This window comes from Serratia sp. CoH_122_TC_1 (assembly GCF_058191755.1).
The window spans coordinates 49,666-68,208 of record NZ_JBXWLA010000004.1 but is presented as its reverse complement, the minus strand read 5'-3'; the positions used below and the strand labels follow the sequence as shown (position 1 = coordinate 68,208).

The 18,543-nt window shown below is 53.7% G+C and carries 18 protein-coding genes; 7 read left to right on the top strand and 11 right to left on the bottom strand.

Annotated features, from left to right (window positions below; genetic code table 11):
- Positions 1-100: 100 nt before the first annotated feature.
- The 9 genes from AC2FC2_RS06395 to AC2FC2_RS06355 all read right to left on the bottom strand — a co-directional run bounded on the left by AC2FC2_RS06395 (position 101) and on the right by AC2FC2_RS06355 (position 11,661).
- Entirely contained in the window at positions 101-2,281 is a 2,181-nt protein-coding gene (locus AC2FC2_RS06395) for a carbon starvation CstA family protein (RefSeq protein WP_490658969.1), read from the bottom strand.
- Between the two features lie 379 nt (positions 2,282-2,660).
- The gene (locus AC2FC2_RS06390; protein ID WP_490658968.1) at positions 2,661-3,545 is read right to left on the bottom strand and encodes a LysR family transcriptional regulator; all 885 of its coding nucleotides are present in this window, start codon (positions 3,543-3,545) and stop codon (positions 2,661-2,663) included.
- A gap of 59 nt (positions 3,546-3,604) precedes the next feature.
- A complete protein-coding gene (locus AC2FC2_RS06385; RefSeq protein WP_209634702.1) occupies positions 3,605-4,297 on the bottom strand; it encodes an MgtC/SapB family protein in 693 nt (230 codons plus the stop codon).
- Positions 4,298-4,410: 113 nt separating this feature from the next.
- Entirely contained in the window at positions 4,411-5,193 is a 783-nt protein-coding gene (locus AC2FC2_RS06380) for an ABC transporter ATP-binding protein (RefSeq protein ID WP_490658967.1), read from the bottom strand.
- Between the two features lie 677 nt (positions 5,194-5,870).
- Positions 5,871-6,662 (bottom strand): ABC transporter ATP-binding protein, encoded by a 792-nt coding sequence (locus tag AC2FC2_RS06375; protein ID WP_490658966.1) that lies wholly within the window; start codon positions 6,660-6,662, stop codon positions 5,871-5,873.
- Positions 6,663-6,673: 11 nt separating this feature from the next.
- A complete protein-coding gene (locus tag AC2FC2_RS06370; protein ID WP_265555853.1) occupies positions 6,674-8,395 on the bottom strand; it encodes an ABC transporter permease in 1,722 nt (573 codons plus the stop codon).
- 530 nt (positions 8,396-8,925) lie between these two features.
- Complete coding sequence (locus AC2FC2_RS06365; protein WP_209634729.1) at positions 8,926-9,636, bottom strand: trehalose-6-phosphate synthase; 711 nt, start codon at positions 9,634-9,636, stop codon at positions 8,926-8,928.
- 14 nt (positions 9,637-9,650) lie between these two features.
- Positions 9,651-10,190: a GNAT family N-acetyltransferase gene (locus AC2FC2_RS06360; RefSeq protein ID WP_490658965.1), complete on the bottom strand. Its 540-nt coding sequence runs from the start codon at positions 10,188-10,190 to the stop codon at positions 9,651-9,653.
- A 91-nt stretch (positions 10,191-10,281) separates the two neighbouring features.
- Positions 10,282-11,661: a glutamine synthetase family protein gene (locus AC2FC2_RS06355; RefSeq protein WP_490658964.1), complete on the bottom strand. Its 1,380-nt coding sequence runs from the start codon at positions 11,659-11,661 to the stop codon at positions 10,282-10,284.
- 258 nt (positions 11,662-11,919) lie between these two features.
- Between AC2FC2_RS06355 and AC2FC2_RS06350 the strand changes: the two genes are divergently transcribed.
- The 3 genes from AC2FC2_RS06350 to AC2FC2_RS06340 all read left to right on the top strand — a co-directional run bounded on the left by AC2FC2_RS06350 (position 11,920) and on the right by AC2FC2_RS06340 (position 12,989).
- Positions 11,920-12,234, top strand: a complete 315-nt coding sequence (locus tag AC2FC2_RS06350; RefSeq protein WP_490658963.1) for a hypothetical protein — start codon at positions 11,920-11,922, stop codon at positions 12,232-12,234.
- Positions 12,235-12,335: 101 nt separating this feature from the next.
- Positions 12,336-12,686 carry a type II toxin-antitoxin system RelE/ParE family toxin gene (locus AC2FC2_RS06345; RefSeq protein ID WP_490658962.1) on the top strand — a complete coding sequence of 117 codons (351 nt, stop codon included), beginning with the start codon at positions 12,336-12,338 and terminating at the stop codon, positions 12,684-12,686.
- A 3-nt stretch (positions 12,687-12,689) separates the two neighbouring features.
- The gene (locus AC2FC2_RS06340; RefSeq protein ID WP_490308010.1) at positions 12,690-12,989 is read left to right on the top strand and encodes a helix-turn-helix domain-containing protein; all 300 of its coding nucleotides are present in this window, start codon (positions 12,690-12,692) and stop codon (positions 12,987-12,989) included.
- A gap of 34 nt (positions 12,990-13,023) precedes the next feature.
- On the opposite strand, the gene yncE is transcribed toward AC2FC2_RS06340, so the two are convergent.
- Both yncE and AC2FC2_RS06330 read right to left on the bottom strand, forming a co-directional pair.
- Positions 13,024-14,100, bottom strand: coding sequence for a 7-bladed beta-propeller protein YncE (gene yncE, locus AC2FC2_RS06335; protein WP_209634741.1), 1,077 nt, complete (start codon positions 14,098-14,100; stop codon positions 13,024-13,026).
- A gap of 266 nt (positions 14,101-14,366) precedes the next feature.
- Positions 14,367-15,185: an AraC family transcriptional regulator gene (locus AC2FC2_RS06330; protein WP_490658961.1), complete on the bottom strand. Its 819-nt coding sequence runs from the start codon at positions 15,183-15,185 to the stop codon at positions 14,367-14,369.
- Positions 15,186-15,301: 116 nt separating this feature from the next.
- On the opposite strand from AC2FC2_RS06330, the gene AC2FC2_RS06325 reads away from it, so the two are divergent.
- The 4 genes from AC2FC2_RS06325 to AC2FC2_RS06310 all read left to right on the top strand — a co-directional run bounded on the left by AC2FC2_RS06325 (position 15,302) and on the right by AC2FC2_RS06310 (position 18,542).
- Entirely contained in the window at positions 15,302-15,688 is a 387-nt protein-coding gene (locus tag AC2FC2_RS06325) for a hypothetical protein (RefSeq protein WP_209634747.1), read from the top strand.
- 17 nt (positions 15,689-15,705) lie between these two features.
- Positions 15,706-16,584, top strand: a complete 879-nt coding sequence (locus AC2FC2_RS06320) for a helix-turn-helix domain-containing protein (RefSeq protein WP_404760367.1) — start codon at positions 15,706-15,708, stop codon at positions 16,582-16,584.
- A 297-nt stretch (positions 16,585-16,881) separates the two neighbouring features.
- Positions 16,882-17,802, top strand: a complete 921-nt coding sequence (locus AC2FC2_RS06315; protein WP_209634751.1) for a L,D-transpeptidase family protein — start codon at positions 16,882-16,884, stop codon at positions 17,800-17,802.
- 332 nt (positions 17,803-18,134) lie between these two features.
- On the top strand, positions 18,135-18,542 hold the full coding sequence (locus AC2FC2_RS06310; RefSeq protein ID WP_209634754.1) for an ExbD/TolR family protein: 408 nt from the start codon (positions 18,135-18,137) through the stop codon (positions 18,540-18,542).
- The last annotated feature ends 1 nt before the right edge of the window (position 18,543 follow it).

The following is an 18,543-nucleotide window of genomic DNA, read 5'->3' as shown; positions in this document are numbered from 1 at the left end:
AGGAGCTTGGTCTACCAAGTGACTGGGGTGAGCGAAGGCAGCCAACACCCCTGCGACTTGAAAGATGAAGGATATATGCAGGGTATCCGTTAAATCACCATTAATGCTGTGGTGAAACTTTGACGTCCCCCTCAGTTACGCCGTGGGAGGGCGTTTCTTCGGGCACCGGCACGTACGGCGTTTCCTGGTCGCTGCGGTTCGGGTTTTTGTGCGCCGCCATGGCGGTTTTCACCCCGTAGAAGATGATGCTGTACACCACCAGCAGGAACAGAATGCTCAGCCCGGCGTTGGTGTAGTTGTTCACCACGATATGGTTCATGTTTGCCACCTGCTGGGCGGTCAGCTCGGCACCGCCTTCGGCGATTTTGCGCTTGTACTCACCGGCTTGGAAGAAGAAACCTTCCAGCTGCGGGTTGTCGCTGAACAGCTTCAGGCCCAGCGCGTAGGTGGTACAAATCAGCAGCCACACCGCCGGTAGCACGGTGACCCAGATGTATTGGGTGCGCTTCATCTTAATCAACACTACGGTGCCCAGCACCAAGGCGACGGCAGCCAACATCTGGTTGGAGATGCCGAACAGCGGCCACAGGCTCTTCACGCCGCCGAGCGGATCGACCACCCCTTGATACAGCAGGTAACCCCACAGGCCGACGCAGCCCGCGGTGCCGACAATCCCGGCCACCAGTGAGTCGGTTTTTTTCAGGAATGGCGCAAAGTTGCCCAGCAAGTCCTGCAGCATAAAGCGGCCGGAACGGGTACCTGCGTCCAGTGCGGTCAGGATGAACAGCGCTTCAAACAGAATACCGAAGTGGTACCAGAAGCCCATGTTGGCACCAGGGATGATCTGGTGGAACACGTGGGCGATACCTACTGCCAGCGTTGGCGCGCCACCGGCGCGGTTCAGTATGGAAGGTTCGCCAATGTCTTTGGCGGTCTGCAGGATCTGTTCCGGGCTGATGACAAAGCCCCAGGAACTGACGGTCGCTGCCGCATGGGCACTCACATCACGCAGTGACGCCATGATCATCGGCGCATCTTCGGTCCCCAAACGGTGCAGGTCTGGCATGGTGATGCCCAGTGCTGCCGGTGGGGTGTTCATGGCGAAGTACAGGCCAGGTTCGATGATGGAAGCGGCGACCAATGCCATGATGGCAACGAAGGACTCCATCAGCATCGCGCCGTAACCGATAAAGCGTGCGTCTTTCTCATTGGCCAACAGCTTTGGCGTGGTGCCGGAGGCGATCAGCGCATGGAAGCCGGACACGGCGCCACAGGCGATGGTAATGAACAGGAACGGGAACACCGAGCCTTTCCACACCGGGCCAGTGCCGTCGATAAACTGGGTCACCGCCGGCATTTTCAGCTCAGGGTTGAGGATCACGATGCCAATCGCCAGCCCGACGATCACGCCAATTTTCAGGAAGGTCGCCAGATAGTCGCGCGGTGCCAGGATCAGCCATACCGGCAGCAGGGCGGAAACGAACGCATAACCAATCAGCGTAAAGGTGATGGTGGTGTCTTTAAAGGTCAGCGCCGGGCCCCAGTACGGGTCATGGGCGATGACGCCGCCGAACCAGATGGATGCCACCAGCAGCACGATACCAATGACCGACACTTCACCCACCCGACCCGGGCGCAGGAAGCGCATATAGACGCCCATAAACAGGGCAATTGGCACGGTGGCGCAGACGGTGAACACGCCCCATGGGCTTTCCGCCAGCGCTTTCACCACGATCAGGGCCAGCACCGCCAGGATGATGATCATAATCAGGAAGCAGCCAAACAGCGCGATGGTGCCCGGCACCGGGCCCATTTCCTTTTTGATGATCTCACCGAGCGATGCGCCGTTGCGGCGTGAGGAGATGAACAGCACCATAAAGTCCTGTACCGCCCCCGCCAGCACCACGCCACCCAGCAGCCATAGCGTGCCGGGCAGGTAGCCGACCTGCGCAGCGAGCACCGGGCCGACCAGCGGGCCGGCACCGGCAATGGCGGCGAAGTGGTGGCCGAACAGCACGTTCTTGTTGGTCGGGACGTAGTTCAGGCCGTCGTTGTTGACCACGGCCGGCGTCGCACGGAAGGCGTCCAGCTTCATCACCTTGGTGGCGATGTACAGGCTGTAATAACGGTATGCCACCAGATACACCGCCACCGAAGCGACGATGATCCACAAGGCGCTGATGTGTTCGCCGCGGCGCAGTGCAACTACGCCCAGGCAGGACGCGCCGAGTATCCCCAGCAGCATCCAGGGTATGTGTTTTAAAATCCCCTCTCGGTTCATTGAGATGTCCTTAGTTAAAATCTGCAAAAAAATGAGTGAGTTAATCCGCTTATAAGATGTTTCAGGCACGCGGCCTGGGTGCGAATAACGGTCGGGTATGAACTCTAAATAATTCGAGTGGCATCGAGGCGGCAAGGGAGTGAGGCCCGATGAGCTTACATAAGTAAGTGATTCGGGTGAGCATCGTAGCCAACAATGATGCAACTTGAAGTATGACGAGTTTAGGAACAGCTCATCATTGCGGGTTGGGGCTGGGGAAGACATGCGAATTTCAGTCAGCGGTGCTATAGGGGCGGTAAGCGGTCAAAAAACAGGGGTGAGCGGTTGGGCGCCACCGACGACAACGAGATGAACACGGAGCGTCAGTGGGCTGAGTCTTTCAGGCGGGTTGTATGGCCTGCAGGATATCGATGAATGCGGTACTGAGTGGGGACATTACCGGCTCATTGCGGGTGAAGATATAAAATTGTGCACTGATGTCGATCTCTTCCGCGGGCATCTTTTTCAGGTTCAACTGTGGCGCATATTGCGCGACAACCCGGTCGCTTAGCAGTGCAAGATAGCCCTGTTGTTTGACCAGACACCAGGTAGCCAAAAAGGAATCGGTCTCCACGATGTTCCCGTTCGGTGTGTACTGGCTGGCGATGTCCTTAATGGTGGCGTGGCCTACTGAACATGAACGCGGTACCACCCATTTGGCTTCGGCTAGCGGTAGCGTGGCCGTCGCTTTATCCCCGTTTTGATAGAGGGAGAAATGCTCGCGGGTGAGCGCCTGCATGGCCAAGTCTGCGCAGGTCGTGTTGTTGCTCAGGCTGCATAGCACCAAATCCAGCTCGCTGTTTCTGAGTTTAGCAATCAGCCCCTCTGGCGAGTCTTCAACCAGGGTCACTCTGGTGTGAGGGTAGCGTTGGTTAAAGCTGTCGATCGCCTCCCCGAGATAACACAACAAGGGGTCAATGCTCATACCCAACCGCAGGTATTTCTCCCCCGAGCTGCTCATTCCCCGCAGTTCATCAATCGCATTTCTCAGTTGATTAGTGACCCGATCTATCTTTTGATAGAAGACCTCTCCAACCGCAGTCAGGCGTACGCCGCGATTGCTGCGCTCCAGCAGGCGAGAGCCAATGTTCGCTTCCAGTTCTTTGATTATACGGCTAAGCGTAGGCTGTGAAATGCCCAGTTTTTTTGACGTTTCAAGTAAACTTCCACAGGAAACAATTTCTTTGAAAATAGTCAGATGAGAAAATTTCGGCATATTCTTCATGGTAAATCTCTCTATTCGGAGAATAAGGCATGGCAAGGAGGAAAAGACCCTGTCCTGCGTTAACCGGAGCCGGCGATGCGGCTGTAGTAGGCCTGTTTCATCATGCTGTCGCCCAGCAATTTATTGATAGTCCGGTCTAGCACCAGGGTGGTGACGGAAGCAGGCATCAGCGTGGCGGTAATTTCTACGTCGTCATCACCGAAGGGCTCAATATCCAGATGCGAGATGAAGCAACTTTCTGCCTGTAGCACCTTTTTGAATTTGGCTAAGGCATCGCGCTGTTCGTGTTCGAAGGCGATCACGCAGATTTGGTAGGTGGACTCACCGTTAACGTCGTTGAACGGCTGCTTATTCACCATATTGACGATAGGGCGCAACAAGGTATTGGCTGCCAATACATACAGGGTGGCAGCCAGCGCATCGCCATACAGGGCGCAGCCGGCACAGGCACCGACCGCGGCGGAACCCCACAGTGTGGCTGCGGTATTCAAACCTCGGATATTCATTCCTTCTTTCATGATTGCCCCAGCGCCGAGAAAGCCAACGCCAGAAACCACATAGGAAATAACCCGTACCGCGCCGCCGCTGCCGTCAATCGTCATAGCCAGATGTACGAAGATTGCCGCGCTGGTTGCCACCAGGGTATTGGTGCGCAACCCTGCGGTGCGCTGGCGGAATTGCCTTTCGTAGCCAATGACGGCACCTAACCCGGACGCAGTAAACAGCGTCAGTAATGTATGAATGAAATGCATGATAAATACTCAATGTATTATCCGCTTATCATGAACCACCCATCGGGGGGTAATTCTTGATAAACAGGTAGTTAATACGGCAGGCAGGACACCTGCCAAGCCGCGGTTACCGGTTAATGTGCACTGGCGATTTGCTGGCTGAGTGCCTCACTGATTTCCTCTGTCAGTGCTTGCATTCCTTGGCGGGTTCTCTCTTCGCGACGTAACCTGATGTGGTAATAGCCTTTAAGGGTGCCGGGTTCAGATCCTAACAGGACAATGCGGTCCGACATCATCACCGCCTCCTCTACGCTGTGAGTTACCAACACCATAGAGCGGGTTTTTATTTGCCGAGTCATCCAGATCTGCAGCAGATCGCGACGCAGATTTTCGCCGGTAAAAATATCCAGCGAAGAAAAGGGCTCATCCAACAGTAGCAACATGGGTTCTACCGCCAGCGCACGGGCAAAACCCACACGTTGGCGCATACCGCCGGAAAGTTCTCGTGGGTAAGCATCGCGATAGGGGGTCAGGCCGACCAGATCCAACATTTTCAGGGTCTGGGTTTCGATCACTTGCTGCGGGAGATCCTGAGCCTGCAGGCCGAAAGCGATATTTTGGTCAACGGTCAGCCAAGGGAAAATGGCAAAGGTCTGGAATACCATATTGATCTGTGGATTAGGCCCCGAAACCTTTTTTTCTCCGATCATGACGGTGCCTAAATCTGGCTTGATGAGACCGGAAATAATGCGCAACAGGGTAGATTTTCCCGAACCGGACTTGCCCAATATACTGACGATTTCATTATCGTAAATCTTAAAGTTTATTTCACTCAAGACTAAATGACTTTTCTTTCCGGCAAGCTGAAAACTCTTGCTGACGTTATTGAGCGTTAGCAGACTTTTTTTATTGATCATGAAATACCCTTTTTTAATCTATTAAAAAGTATGTGCATAGAATATTGCCCGTAAATGGGGTGTGAACATGAATGCCATAATTGCAGGCGAAAACATGCCGGACCGCTTGTCGGACTGTTAATAAAAAAGGCGTTTTATGGGGTGCTGACAGGGCATAAGCATCCTGCAGAGCCAGGAAAGCTTAAGCAAAAAACCGAAGGGAAAAGCGAAAAGGGGGTGTAACGGACTCACATCCTGACACTTTCAGGACGCAATATGATGACTATTGCTCCTGGTCCTTCAGCAAATTCAACAAACCATTAAACAACGAACCGTCGCCGTCCATATAATTTCCTCGTTATTTTTCATGGGAGGATAATAACCGTAATAGCGTGCATTGTTCAACGGTGCGAAGTCGTTTTGTCTAGTCAAAATGTAATTTAATATTAATGCATGAGAGGGAACCTGTTTTGTTTAAACGGGATGTAAACCAGATTGGTTCATAAATGAATATTGCCATCAATTATTTGAAATATAAACCGTAGGTAAACGGAATTGGAAATAATAATGGCAGCGTTATTCAGGATTATTATGGGGAACCGATTTGATGTGTTCCCCCTCATGCTTGTTTACGAGTAATTGCAAAGCCTCAGCGTAGGTACATCATCCCATCCTGAGCCAGTGATAAACATGGCGGATTACGATGACGCTTGCGATACCGCGATTTTTTTATACAGGCAGTCCGTAATCTCTTCAGTAATAAGACGCATATTTTGCCGATTGCGCTGTGGGGGCGGGACAGTGATGGTGAATTGATCGGCTATTTGTCGACGGGATGCATCCAGGATGATCACCCGGTTGGACATCATCACCGCTTCTTCAACGTCATGCGTCACCATCACCATGGCGCGGGTGCTGATTCTTTTTGCTATCCACAGCGCCATGAGATCCTGACGCAGTTTAAGCGCGGTAAAAATGTCGAGAGAAGAGAATGGCTCATCCAGCAACAATACTTTGGGCTCCACGGCCAATGCCCGGGCAAAGCCGACGCGTTGGCGCATACCGCCGGACAATTCACGTGGCCTGGCTTGTTCATAGCCTGTCAGGCCAATCAACTTCAGCAGTCCTCCGATTTTTTCAGCGATCGCTTGTGGGGGCAAACTCTGTGCCAGTAGGCCAAAAGCGATGTTGTCGTAAACGGTTAGCCAGGGATAAAGTGCATATGATTGAAATACCATACTGATACTTTCATCCGGGCCTTTGAGAGGGACGTTTTCCAGGCTGAGTGTTCCACTGTCGGGGAAGAGTAACCCGGCCAATATGCGCAGCAGGGTGGATTTCCCCGAGCCGGACTGGCCCAGGATAGTGACAAACTCTCCCTCATGAACGGTCAGGTTAACCTTCTTCAACACGGTTTTTGGCCGGCCATTTTCACCGATGAAGGTTTTAGTCACCTGCGTAGCCTGGAGAATAACGTTTTGAGTTTCCATGTCTTACCTCATCAATCGTATTTGAATTTGGTTTCTGCCAGTCGGTACAGTGGCTGCCAGACGAAAATGATGCACAGCGCCACCAGCGCGATCATGGCGGTACAACCCAATGCGGATTCTGGGTTTTTGCCTGCATCAGTCACCACAGAAATGAATGCGCCCAAACCGGTCGTACTGAGGGTGGTGCTACCCCACTGAATCACCTCAGCAGCAATCGCACTGTTCCAGGCGCCACCGGCGGCGGAAATGATGCCTGTTACGATGTAGGGGAAAATCGCCGGCAGCATGTAATAACGCCACCAGTTGACGTTTCGTAGGCGAAAGGTTTTGCTGACTTCGGTAATCTGCGTAGGGATGGCCGATACGCCAGCTATTACGTTAAATAGCACGTACCACTGTGTGCCCAACATGATCATGGGAATGGCCCACCAGCCGAGATCCTGATGATAAATAGCGATGAAGGCAGCGATCAGCGGATAGAAAATATTGGGCGGGATGGCCGCCAGGATCTGGATGATCGGTTGAAAGAACTTCACCCGTCGTGGATTCATGCCGATCCACACCCCCAGCGGTGTGAAAATGACGATGCTTAACAGCATGGCCGTCACGACGCGGGCCGTGGTCAACAGCATCCACTCTGGCAGCATGCTGAAATACTGTTTAGGGAAGTATTCCCACAGTTGATAGCCAAACCAAACGCAAGCCATCACCACCGCGAGATACCAGAGACTGCGCCACAGCCAATTGCCTTTGGCGACAATACGAAACAGATGATGTAAACCCAGCGCGTACCAAACCCGCGGTAATTTGAACAGCCAGAGATCTGCCAGCACACGCAGCGTTCCGCTGAATGCCGCTCCGACATAAGAGAAAGTCAGGCAGTTGTAAAACCATGAGCCGCCTTCCGCCCGAGTGGCGGTAACGTCTTCGTATTTGAAGCGTGAGGTATAACGTACCAGCGGACGGAAAATCAGTTGATCCAATACGACAATGTTGGCAGCCAAGGCGATCACTGCAAACAAGATGGCCTGAATGTTCTGTTGCGCCAGCGCCTCGGCGATATAGGAACCTACGCCGGGCAATGCAATAGAACGATCGCCAACCGGGATCGCTTCAGACGCGACCAAGGCAAACCAAGCGGCGGATTGCGAGACCATGGCATTCCATAGCAGTCCTGGGACCGAATAAATAAACTCCAGTCGCCAGAAGCGCTGCCATGGGTTGTAATTAAAGCTGCGTGCGGCCTCATCCAACTCATGCGGAATGATGCGTAATGTCTGATACAGCGTTAACATCATGTTCCAGGCCTGGCCGGTGAATACCGCAAAGATGGCGGTACATTCCAATCCCATTACGCTGTGCGGATAGAGATTGAGGAAATACACCGTGGTGAAGGTTAAGAAACCCACCAGGGGGACTGACTCCATAAAGTTGACGAAGGGCAGGATCACCCGGCGGAGGGGGACATAGCGGGCTGCCAGTACCGCAAAGACGATAGAAAACAGTAATGACCAGGCCATGCCGATGATAAAACGCATGCTGGTTCTCAGCGAATAATAAAAAAGGTTCCAGGCATCGAGACTCATTGCCGGGGTATTCTTCTCATTAAATCCACTGTGCATATCACCCCAGGCTCGGATGAAGAAGGCTATAAATAACATCCCGATGGCGATGACGATAATGTCGTTTAAATAGTACTTCTTAAAAATAGATATACCCTGGTTATTTTGCATAATGCAGACCCTTTATTTTCCCAAAAATCCGGTTTTTGACATGGTGAATACGCCATTGCTGGGAGAGAAAGACGGCTGTAGCCATTTTTATTGTGTTTTTTTAGTCGTGGACGATCCGCTTTTGGGGCGTTTGATGGGCAATTTATCAGTTTTAAATCATTGGCATAGTAGGATGTCATCGATGAAAAACCGAGTGTCTGCCGCATTCTGCTTCTTTCAGAATGCAGCGTAGAGGGCATTACTGAAAGATACTCAATAGCCTTAGGCTGACATTAAATATGTCATCGTCCATTGGCCCTCCCTTGATGGAAAAATACAGGGAGAGGGTAAGGTTTTTAGTTAATGGAAATCAATTGAGTGTCGTATATTTTTATAATATATATGTAACAGGATGAAAATTCATTTTATAACGGATGTATTCATTAATTAAATATAAGTGACGGGTATACCGCTGATATTCATCTCAGCGGTATATACGCAGAATGGAAGGCGGCTTTCACGAAAAGTCAGTACGCCGCGGAAGGCAAAGATTAATAGAGTTTTCGGGTGTTAATCCCGGCCGGGAAGATGCCAGCAGTGAAGATGTGCCCGTTAACCTGCCACTGGTCATCAGGCAGCATTTCTACCGGATAGTCGTTGGCCAGATAATTGAGGAAGTTGTTGCGATCGTCGAGTGCCTGAAAGCCGATCAGATCATAGAAAAGCAGCGACTCGATTAAACCGTGATGCTCGGGGATCTGCCTGAGCAACGTCGCCGACGGGAAGGGTAAATGGAAGAAAAATGCGCAGGGGTTCAGCAACCCCTGTTCTTTCAGCGCCTGGCCGCAGGGCAGCAGTTGGTAATCATCAATGCAGATGATGTCGTTTGGGCACACATATTCGCAGGCTATATCGGCGAAATGCTGGTTGAGTTGTCGGTACGCGCAGTAGTTCTCCGGCGTGAAATGCGCTTTCTCCGGGCGGTTGTGGAACACCGGCCACAGGCCATCGTGATAGTAGCCCTGATAGTGAAAGTGAAACTCCTCGGTAGACAGCGGAAAGGTCACCTGTTCATAGCCGCTGCGGTGCTGATAGCTGATCGGGCGGCGCGTTGCTGCGCCAAAATTTTGCACGTCGCCGTTCCAGCCCAGCCACAACCCTTGACTGTCATCACTGGTGGTGTCAGGCGATAAGGCCTGGGTGGCGCAGGCCAGATCCTTGCTGTCACACTGTTTATTCGAGATCAAAACCAAACGAGACATGGTGCGTTCCTTGTTTAGTGTACGGACGGGGCGGTGTGAAGCGTGCCGGGTTGCTGATAGATATCAGGCCGGGTAAGCGTCCACACCCGGTCCGGCTGGTTGACAGGCTCAAGACCCGCCCGGGCATACAGCCAAGGCGCCTGGCTGGTATAGAGCATGATGCGGCGCAATCCGGCCATCAGCGGGTGGTCCAGGCAGCTTTGCACCAGCCACAAGCCCAGCCCATTACCGCGGTATTCGGCGGTGATGAACACATCGCTCAGGTAGGCGAAGGTGGCGTGGTCTGTGATCAATCGGGCAAAGCCGAGTTGACGGTTTTTGCGGTACAGGCCAAAACACAGGCTGTGGCGAAGGGCGTTTTCCAGCGTAGTGCGGTCGATATCCTGCGCCCAATGTGAATGGCTGAGAAAACGATGAATAAAATCCATGTCCAGCCGCTGGCGATCGGTGCTGATATGAAAAGCGCCTTTATGCCAGATAAATACGTGCCCATGATCTAACACGATGGGTTGTTCGGTATTTTCAGCCAATGCGGAATATTGCTGATATTTCATGGTGGTCCTCTTTCCCGGTACACGTCGTGTTTAGGCCGACGGCATGGTGGTTCATTGGGGATATTCCGGCTAACGTGGGCGCAGCATGCCGTTAAAGCATCCAGCTCACTTCCGCTGCGGTGACCTGCCCTTCAAAGCGGCGCAGTTCTGCGGTCTTGCAGGTGTGCCACAGCGCAGTAAATGCCGGACCAAGGCTGTCGCGCAGCCCCGGACATTGTTGGAATAGGGTCAACGCTTCCTGCTGGCTGAGCGGCAGCACTGCCGCGTCGTCATTTTCATAACCGTTGCCACAGGCTGGCGGGGGCAGTGGCAGCGCATGTTCCAGCCCGTACAGCATGCCGCTCAGCATTACCGCTACCGCCAGATAAGGGTTGGCGTCGGCACCGGCAAGCCGGTATTCGATGCGTTGGTTGGCACTGTCGGCACAGGGCAGGCGCAACGCTACCGTGCGGTTGTTGTGCCCCCATGACGCGCGTAATGGCACATGCATGCCCGGACGGAAACGACGAAACGCGTTGATGTTTGGCGCGAGTATCGCCATTGAAGCCGGCATTAGCGCTAGCATTCCGGCGATCACCTGCGTCATGGTGGTACTCAGCGCGCCCGGCGCGCTGGCCAGCAGATTGTTGCCCTGTTCGTCTTGCAGGCTGATATGAAAATGCAAACCGCTGCCCGCTGCCTGCGCACAGGGTTTTGCCATAAAGCAGGCGTGCTGGTGGTGTTTCTCTGCTATCTGGCGGGTGAGGCGCTTCAACGCCAGCACCTGGTCGCAGGCTTCCAGCACTCGTGCGCTGTGGTGCAGGTTCAGCTCATATTGGCCGGAGGCCGCCTCGGCGACGATGCCGGTTAGCGGCAGCGCTTGTAATCGGGCCTGATGTTCGATGTCATTGAGCAGCGCATGGTGGCGCTCTGGTGCATCGACAGAAAAACTCTGCGTTGGGCACTGGCTGGCGCCGGCAGGCTGTTGCAGCGGGTCATGCAGATAAAACTCCAACTCTGCCGCGACCACAGGGTAATACCCCTTGGCCTGCAGACGTTTGAGTACCTGTTGCAGCACCACGCGCGGTTCAAGTTCGCAGGCGTCGCCGTCGGTATTTTTCATGGTTAGCAGCAGTTGTGCGTGGTGCTGCGGATCGCGGGCACAGGGCCGTAGCGTGCCGGGTACCGGCAGGCACAGCCGGTCGGGTTCGCCCGCCTGCTGGCCCAGCCCGCTTTCTTCAATCATCTGGCCAGCAAGATCCATGGCGTAGATCGACAGCGGGAAATAACAGCCCTTATCCAGCGCGAACAATTCGGCGACCGGCAGCCGCTTGCCACGGAATTGGCCGTTCAGATCGTTAAGATAAATATCGACGTGTTCGGTATCTGGATAACGCTGTAAATACTGCTCGACGTCTTTGCGGAATGAACGCGCCTGCGAGGCAGGTATTTCCGCCAGCAACGGGTTAAAGCCAATAATATTAGAATACATGGTGGCCCCCGGATTTAATAAAAACAGTGGGGGAAATCATCATCAGGGCAGGGGATAAACACATGAGGCATCCGTCTCGTGAGGCCATATCGGCGATGTAATGATGTTATCCGTGCCCCTGAAAACTGTCTGTAAAAACGCCGTAACGTTATTTATGTCTGGAATAAAAAAGCTGTAAATAATCGGCTTGGGTCTGATGGCTGAATAATAAATGGCTGCATATACTGCGGGTGACCCCCTTATTCAGGAGAGATATCCATGTTCAGAGTCTTTATTGTGTTTGTCGCCGCCATTACGGCCTTCAACGCGACGGCGTCGTCCGAAGCCGCCTGGGCCAACGGCGACAAAGCATTGCAAACGGCCTGCCTGAAGGCCAGTGGGTTAACAGGCGCCAAAGCCGCCGGCAACATTATTCATTACGGCGACGACGTCGATTACTCCGCACTGCTGATCACCGGCCGATACCCGCAGCCTTTTATGCATAACAAAGCGGGCAAAGCGCTGTGCCTTTACCAACGTGCAACCAAAAAAGCGGTGGTTCAGGAAGCTGACGGGCTGCTGGGTAAGGTGTAGCAATTTGGCTATCGATGGCTAAAAATTCAGCAATGGCGTTGTGTTTATAGATTATAGTCTATATCTTTTTTATAGACCGTAGTCTATAAAAAGGGAATGCCATGTGGACGGTACTAACAACGGAAGAGTTTGATCGATGGTTTACATCGCAAGATGAACCCGCGCAAGAGAAGGTTCTTGCTGCACTGGTGATGCTCGAACGGAGTGGCCCCAATCTATCACGTCCGTTTGTCGATTCGCTGAAGGGGTCACTGTACCCCAATATGAAAGAGTTGCGGATTCAGCATCGGGGGCGGCCAATTCGTGCTTTCTTTGCATTTGATCCGAAACGTAAGGCTATCGTTTTGTGTGCGGGCGACAAGACAGGCAATGAGAAACGGTTTTACAAAGTCATGCTACCTATTGCAGATGCGCAATTTACCCAGCATTTGAATCTTAATTTTGAGGAGTAACCAATGGGTACATTAAAAGACATGCTAGCTTCGCGTACCCCAGAGAGCAGGCAACGGATTGAGGAAATGGCAGAAGAGATGCTGCTGGAGACGCGTTTGTACGAGTTGCGTGAAACGTTGAATATTTCGCAGCAGATGTTGGCGAATAGTCTTGGTATCTCACAACCCTCCGTCGCGGCGATCGAGCAGCGTGGTAATGAGCTGAAGATTTCCACCTTAAAACGTTATGTAGAAGCCATGGGGGGGACGTTGCGACTGGATATCGAACTGCCAGATGGCAAGCATGTGGGGTTTAGGGTTTAACCTATAAAAAGGGCGCCTGGGCGCCCTGATGTTTTTATTTCAACGCAATACGGATCACGTCGTCCGGTGCGGACGCTTCTTTCTCGCGGCTGGAAGCTTGCTTAACGCTGACGTACAACGTTTGGCCATCCGGTGACAGCGCCAGGCTGTTCGGGTGGGTTGGCGTTTTGATGGTTTGCAGCAGCTTGTAGCTCTTGGCGTCGATCACGCTGACTTCACCGGCCTGGCGATGGGTCACGTAGACTTCATTACGTGCCGGGTTGAACAGCACGGCCAGGGATTCCGGCACGTCGATTTTGCTCAGAACGTTGCCGTCGCGGGTATCGACAACCAATACCTGTGCCTGCTTGGAATCGGTGATAAAGGCACGGTGGCTGGCTGGATCCAGGCTGATGTTCAGGAAGAAGTGCTCTTTGGACTCATCGAGCTTCTTGCGACTGACAATTTTGTTGGTTTTGGTGTCGATGGTCACCAGTTCGCCGTCGGCGTTGGTCACATACAGGCGGTTTGCGGCAGCGTCCAGCGCCAGGCCGGTACCGTATTTACCGGTTTCGGTGATGGTGGTGCGCAGCGTCAGGTCTTTACCGTCCACCACCCACACCACGCTGGATTCACCCAGCCCGGTGATGTACAGGGTATCGGTGGTGGCATCAGCGACCAGCTCACGCGGCGCCAGCGGTTTTACCGTCTCGGAGCGTTTACGCGCATCCAGCACCAGGCGGCCTTTCACTTCACCGGTTTTGCCGTCGATGGCGGTCACCGAGTTATTGACGGTGTTGCCGAAGAACAGCGTATCGGTTTTGCTGTTAATGGCTGCGCCGAACGGCTTGATATCGTTGTGAATAATCTGGGTGATGTCCAGCGTCTGCGGATCCAAACGATACACAACGCCGCCTTTATCCAGCTTACGGCTTTGCGACGTGGCCAGATACAGCGCGTTCTCGCCCTGGCTGTACACCATTTCATAGGCGCCTTTGCCGACGGGTTTGCGCAGCAGTTCTGGCTCACCCTGCGCGAACAGCGGGGCGGAGAACAGCATTGAAGTGAGAAGCATCAGTGGGAAAGCTGTACGTCCGCCGAAACGACGGTTGCGAGTTGTTGCAGAGTTCATAACCTCTCCATGGAGTTAAAAAGCCTATCGTCACAGGGCCGTTGCTCTGGGACCAAGAAAGCTCATCATCGAATTGAAGGTAAAGTCCTGCCGGTCGCGTCGTGGCGCACCGGGTCTTTTATGTTTGCGAATAGTAATCATTATTTATTGAGAATGGGAGTTATTTCAATCTGGAGTTGAGTGAAAATCACAGTGTGGAGGGCCGGAGGGGGTTGCTGGCAAGGGCCCGACTGCCTCGGGCACCTCAATTGCCATACTGCTGCGTATTACATGACGATCCCGGCGCCCTGTGCCCGATCGGCCGCGTTTTTCTCTGCCAAATAACGCGCCGGTGGCTTGCCAACCGCTTTGCGGAACATGGTGACAAAACCGCTGGCGCTTTCGTAGCCCAGATCCAGCGCCACCCGTTGTACGCTGTCGCCCTGGGTCAGCCGTTGTAGCGCCAGCACCACGTGCAGTTGTCGCCGCCAGTGGCCAAAGCTCATGCCCATTTGCTGTTGCAAAGTGCGGTTGAGCGAACGTTCGCTCATACCGATACGCTGCGCCCATTGGCCGAGGGTTGCCTTGTCCGCCGGGTTGGCCAGCAGGCGCTCCGTTAACTGGCGAATGCGCGCGTCGTTGGAAACCGGCAGGTGCAGGTTCTCAACCGGTGCTGTGACGAGCTGATCCAACAACACGCTGGCTAATCGTCCTTCCGGGCCCTGTTGGTCGTACAACTGTTCGAACCCGCTAGCCTGGAACAGCAGTTCACGCAGGAGTGGGGACACCGCCAGCGTACAGCAGTGGGTTGGCAATCCTGCGATAGCATCCTGATCGACAAACAGGCAGTAGCATTCGCTGGCACTGGCCCCTTGGGCGTTATGCAGCACATTGCTGGGCATCCATAGCGCACACTGTGGCGGTACCAACCACAGGCCGTTTTCTACCTCACAACGGATCATGCCGCGCACCGTATAAATCAGCTGTGCCTTGCGGTGCCGGTGATGGGTGATCTCCCAATCTTTGCCAATGGTGGAGCCCTGCACGGCAAAAATGGCGCGCGGGACCTGATCGATATCGAAACGCGGTTCGGTGATAAAGGTCATGAGAATAATTCTCAATTTGGCGGAATTGAAAAACATTATGTCCTGATTGTGCAATGTGGTCTAGCACCCTGGTCGATAAAGTAAGCGCTCGTTTTAGCACTCTCAGGAGACACACCATGTCATTAGACTCCGCCACCTTCCCGCTGGTGTGGATGCGTCAGCCAACGGCAGGACAACCGCACGACACCGCTGCCGAGTTTGCCGAGTTCAGCCGCTTATTGCAGCGCGAGCAGCCCTTCGTGCTGTTGTGCGACCGGCGTATGGATCAGAACGACGAGCACGATCGTGATGAGCGTACCCAAATCGCACTCTGGAAGCGCGATCACCGTGAGGCGCTGGCACGCTGGGTGAAAGGCATGGTGCTGATTGAACCGGACGACGTGCGGCGGAAGGCTGCGGAAGAATTTGTCGATTTCGCCAGCCGTTTCTGGGGCTACCCGGTACAGGTGGTTGCCAGCGAGCATCTGGCTCATGAACTGGCGCAACGTTTGCTGACGCAATGACGCAATAAGGGGGGGCGATGTATCAACAACAGGTTATTACGGCACTGCTTGCCTGGATCGAGCAAAACCTTGAGCAGCCATTGTCACTGGACGACATTGCCACTAAGTCAGGCTATTCCAAATGGCACCTGCAACGGTTATTTAAAGCGTTAACCGGCGAAATTCTGGGGACTTACGCCCGGCGCAGGAGGCTGACCGCCGCCGCACGTGAACTGCGGCTGACCAGCCACGGCGTGGCCTTTATCGCCGACAAGTATCAGTTTGATTCCCAGCAGACTTTCACCCGCTGTTTCAAAAAGCAGTTTGGCATGCCACCGGCCTGTTATCGTCGCAGTGCGGACTGGTCAGGGCAGGGGATGCAGCCTCCACTGCGGCCGATGGATGCGCCGTTGCCGCAGGCGGAGATCATTACGTTACCGGCGATGCAATTGATTGGCTGTACTCAGCACCGCAGTTGTACGCTGGGGCAGCTGCTGCATTCGAAAAACGCGCTGCGTCAGCATGCCTGGCGTCAGATGATGCCGAAGGAAGCCGAAACCTCAACAGTGGTATACGGCCTTACCAGCCTGGAGGCCGACAGCCGACAGCGCGGCGGGCAACGGATGGCTTATACTCTGGCGCTGGCGGACGAACGAGCCGAGGGCGAAAGGGTACTGATCGAGCCGGGCGACTACGCCAGCTTTACTTATCAGGGGCAAGTTGAAGAGTTACAAAACTTTGTCGCCCGCCTGTATGACACCGCGATCCCCATGATGAAAGCGATACGGCGGCCAGGACAGGATATCGAGCGGTTTTATTCCATGCCGAGCGGCATTTGTAACGCAGATGGCGCGGCGATCCGCTGCGAATATCTGATTCCTATTCGTCGTATCTCACCGCCAGCCGCCGCACTTTAGCGGCGGTTTTCACACAAATGCCCCTTCGTGCTGCACCAGGTTACAAAAAAGTTCGATATTGCGCCGGTAATGTTTCACACTTAGGTTGATGTGCACATATAATGCGCATCCGGTCATATACCCTATGCCTTTCAAACTGCAGCGTTGTTGGCTGTGTGTGTACAGCTCGTCCACTTACCTGAGTAAGCGTCCGAGCATTCGCGCATTTGCCGCTGGGCCGCAACCAGAATTTCTTTGGGTACAGAGGGCCGAGTTAACCTATATCTATAATTGCCAGTGGCCACAACCAACACGAAGATGAAAATGAGCATTCGCGCGTTACTAACCCTGTTTACGGCACTGGTGGTATTCAGCCAAGCTGCCTTCGCCGTTGTCTATCCTTTGCCTGCCAAAGACAGTCGTCTGGTGGGTGAAAACATCCAAATCACCGTACCGGAAGACAGCAAGTTGCCGCTGGAGAGCTTTGCCGCTCAATACCAGATGGGCCTGAGCAACATGCTGGAAGCCAACCCAGGTGTGGATCCCTTCCTGCCGAAGGCCGGCAGTACACTGACTATTCCACAACAGTTGATCCTGCCGGACGCACCGCGTGAAGGCATCATCATCAACAGCGCAGAGATGCGTCTGTACTACTACCCGAAAGGCACCAACACGGTGATCGTGCTGCCGATTGGTATCGGCCAACTGGGTAAAGACACCCCGTTGAACTGGACTACCACGGTGCAGCGTAAGAAAGACGGCCCAACCTGGACGCCAACTGCCAAGATGCGCGCAGAATATGCTGCGGATGGCGAGATCCTGCCTGCGGTATTCCCTGCCGGCCCGGACAACCCAATGGGCCTGTATGCGCTGTACGTCGGTCGTCTGTATGCGATCCACGGCACCAACGCCAACTTCGGTATCGGTCTGCGCGTGAGCCACGGCTGTGTGCGTCTGCGTGCTGATGACATCAAGTTCCTGTTCGAAAACGTGCCGGTCGGTACGCGCGTGCAGTTCATCAATGAGCCGATCAAAGCCAGCGTTGAACCGGACGGTTCCCGTTACATTGAAGTGCATAACCCACTTTCTGCTAACGAAGAACAGCTGAAGTCGAAAGACCCTGTGCCGTTGACCATCTCTGCACCTGTGGGCAAAGTGATGATGGATCCTGCGGTTAACCAGAGCGCAGTGGATGCGGCGATCAAAGCCCGTTCCGGTATGCCGGTTAAAGTGAACTGATTGATTGAATCGCTGTGAGAAAGGCGCCCTCGGGCGTCTTTTTTTTGGCTTAAAAACGCTTCTGGGGAGACAATACGGCCGGAGGCCATGCGGTAAATTGTCATAATAATCACAACCCATCCACCTTGGTCATTGCGTCCGGAAATGGCCACTTCGTTATTATTCCATTAAAAATCATCGCTGATTAATACGTTATATAACCCCTCTGACCCATTCCCGGTTGAAAGAATTCTCTCAAAATATGTGCGCTGTGAAAATAAGATCACACAAGCGTAACAAAAGGTAAACATAGGCTCTCTATATTGGCTGCTTTGCTTTTGGGAGGGAGTGCCATGCGTAACTGGAACGAGCCGAAAAAGAACAAGGCGCACATCGAATTGATCCCGATGATCGACGTGATGATGTTTTTGCTGGTGTTTTTTGTGTTGATTAGCCTGAACGTGATCCCGGCCCTTGGGCTGAAGACCCAACTGCCGTCCGCCGGCAGTGCGCAGCAATTGAAACCGCAGAAGAAGGCGATCATCACGTTGGGCGCAGAGGATCAATTGCAGCTCGACGGCCAACCGGTCGCACTGAGCGCGCTGGTCAGCACGCTGAAGCAACAGCAGCAGGAAAACCAGACCACCACCATTATCGTCAACAGTGACAAAGGCGTGGCGGTGGAACGGCTGGTGGCGGTGATGGATAACCTGCGTCAGGGCGGCTTCTACTCCGTCTCTATCGCCACACGGAAGCTGTGAC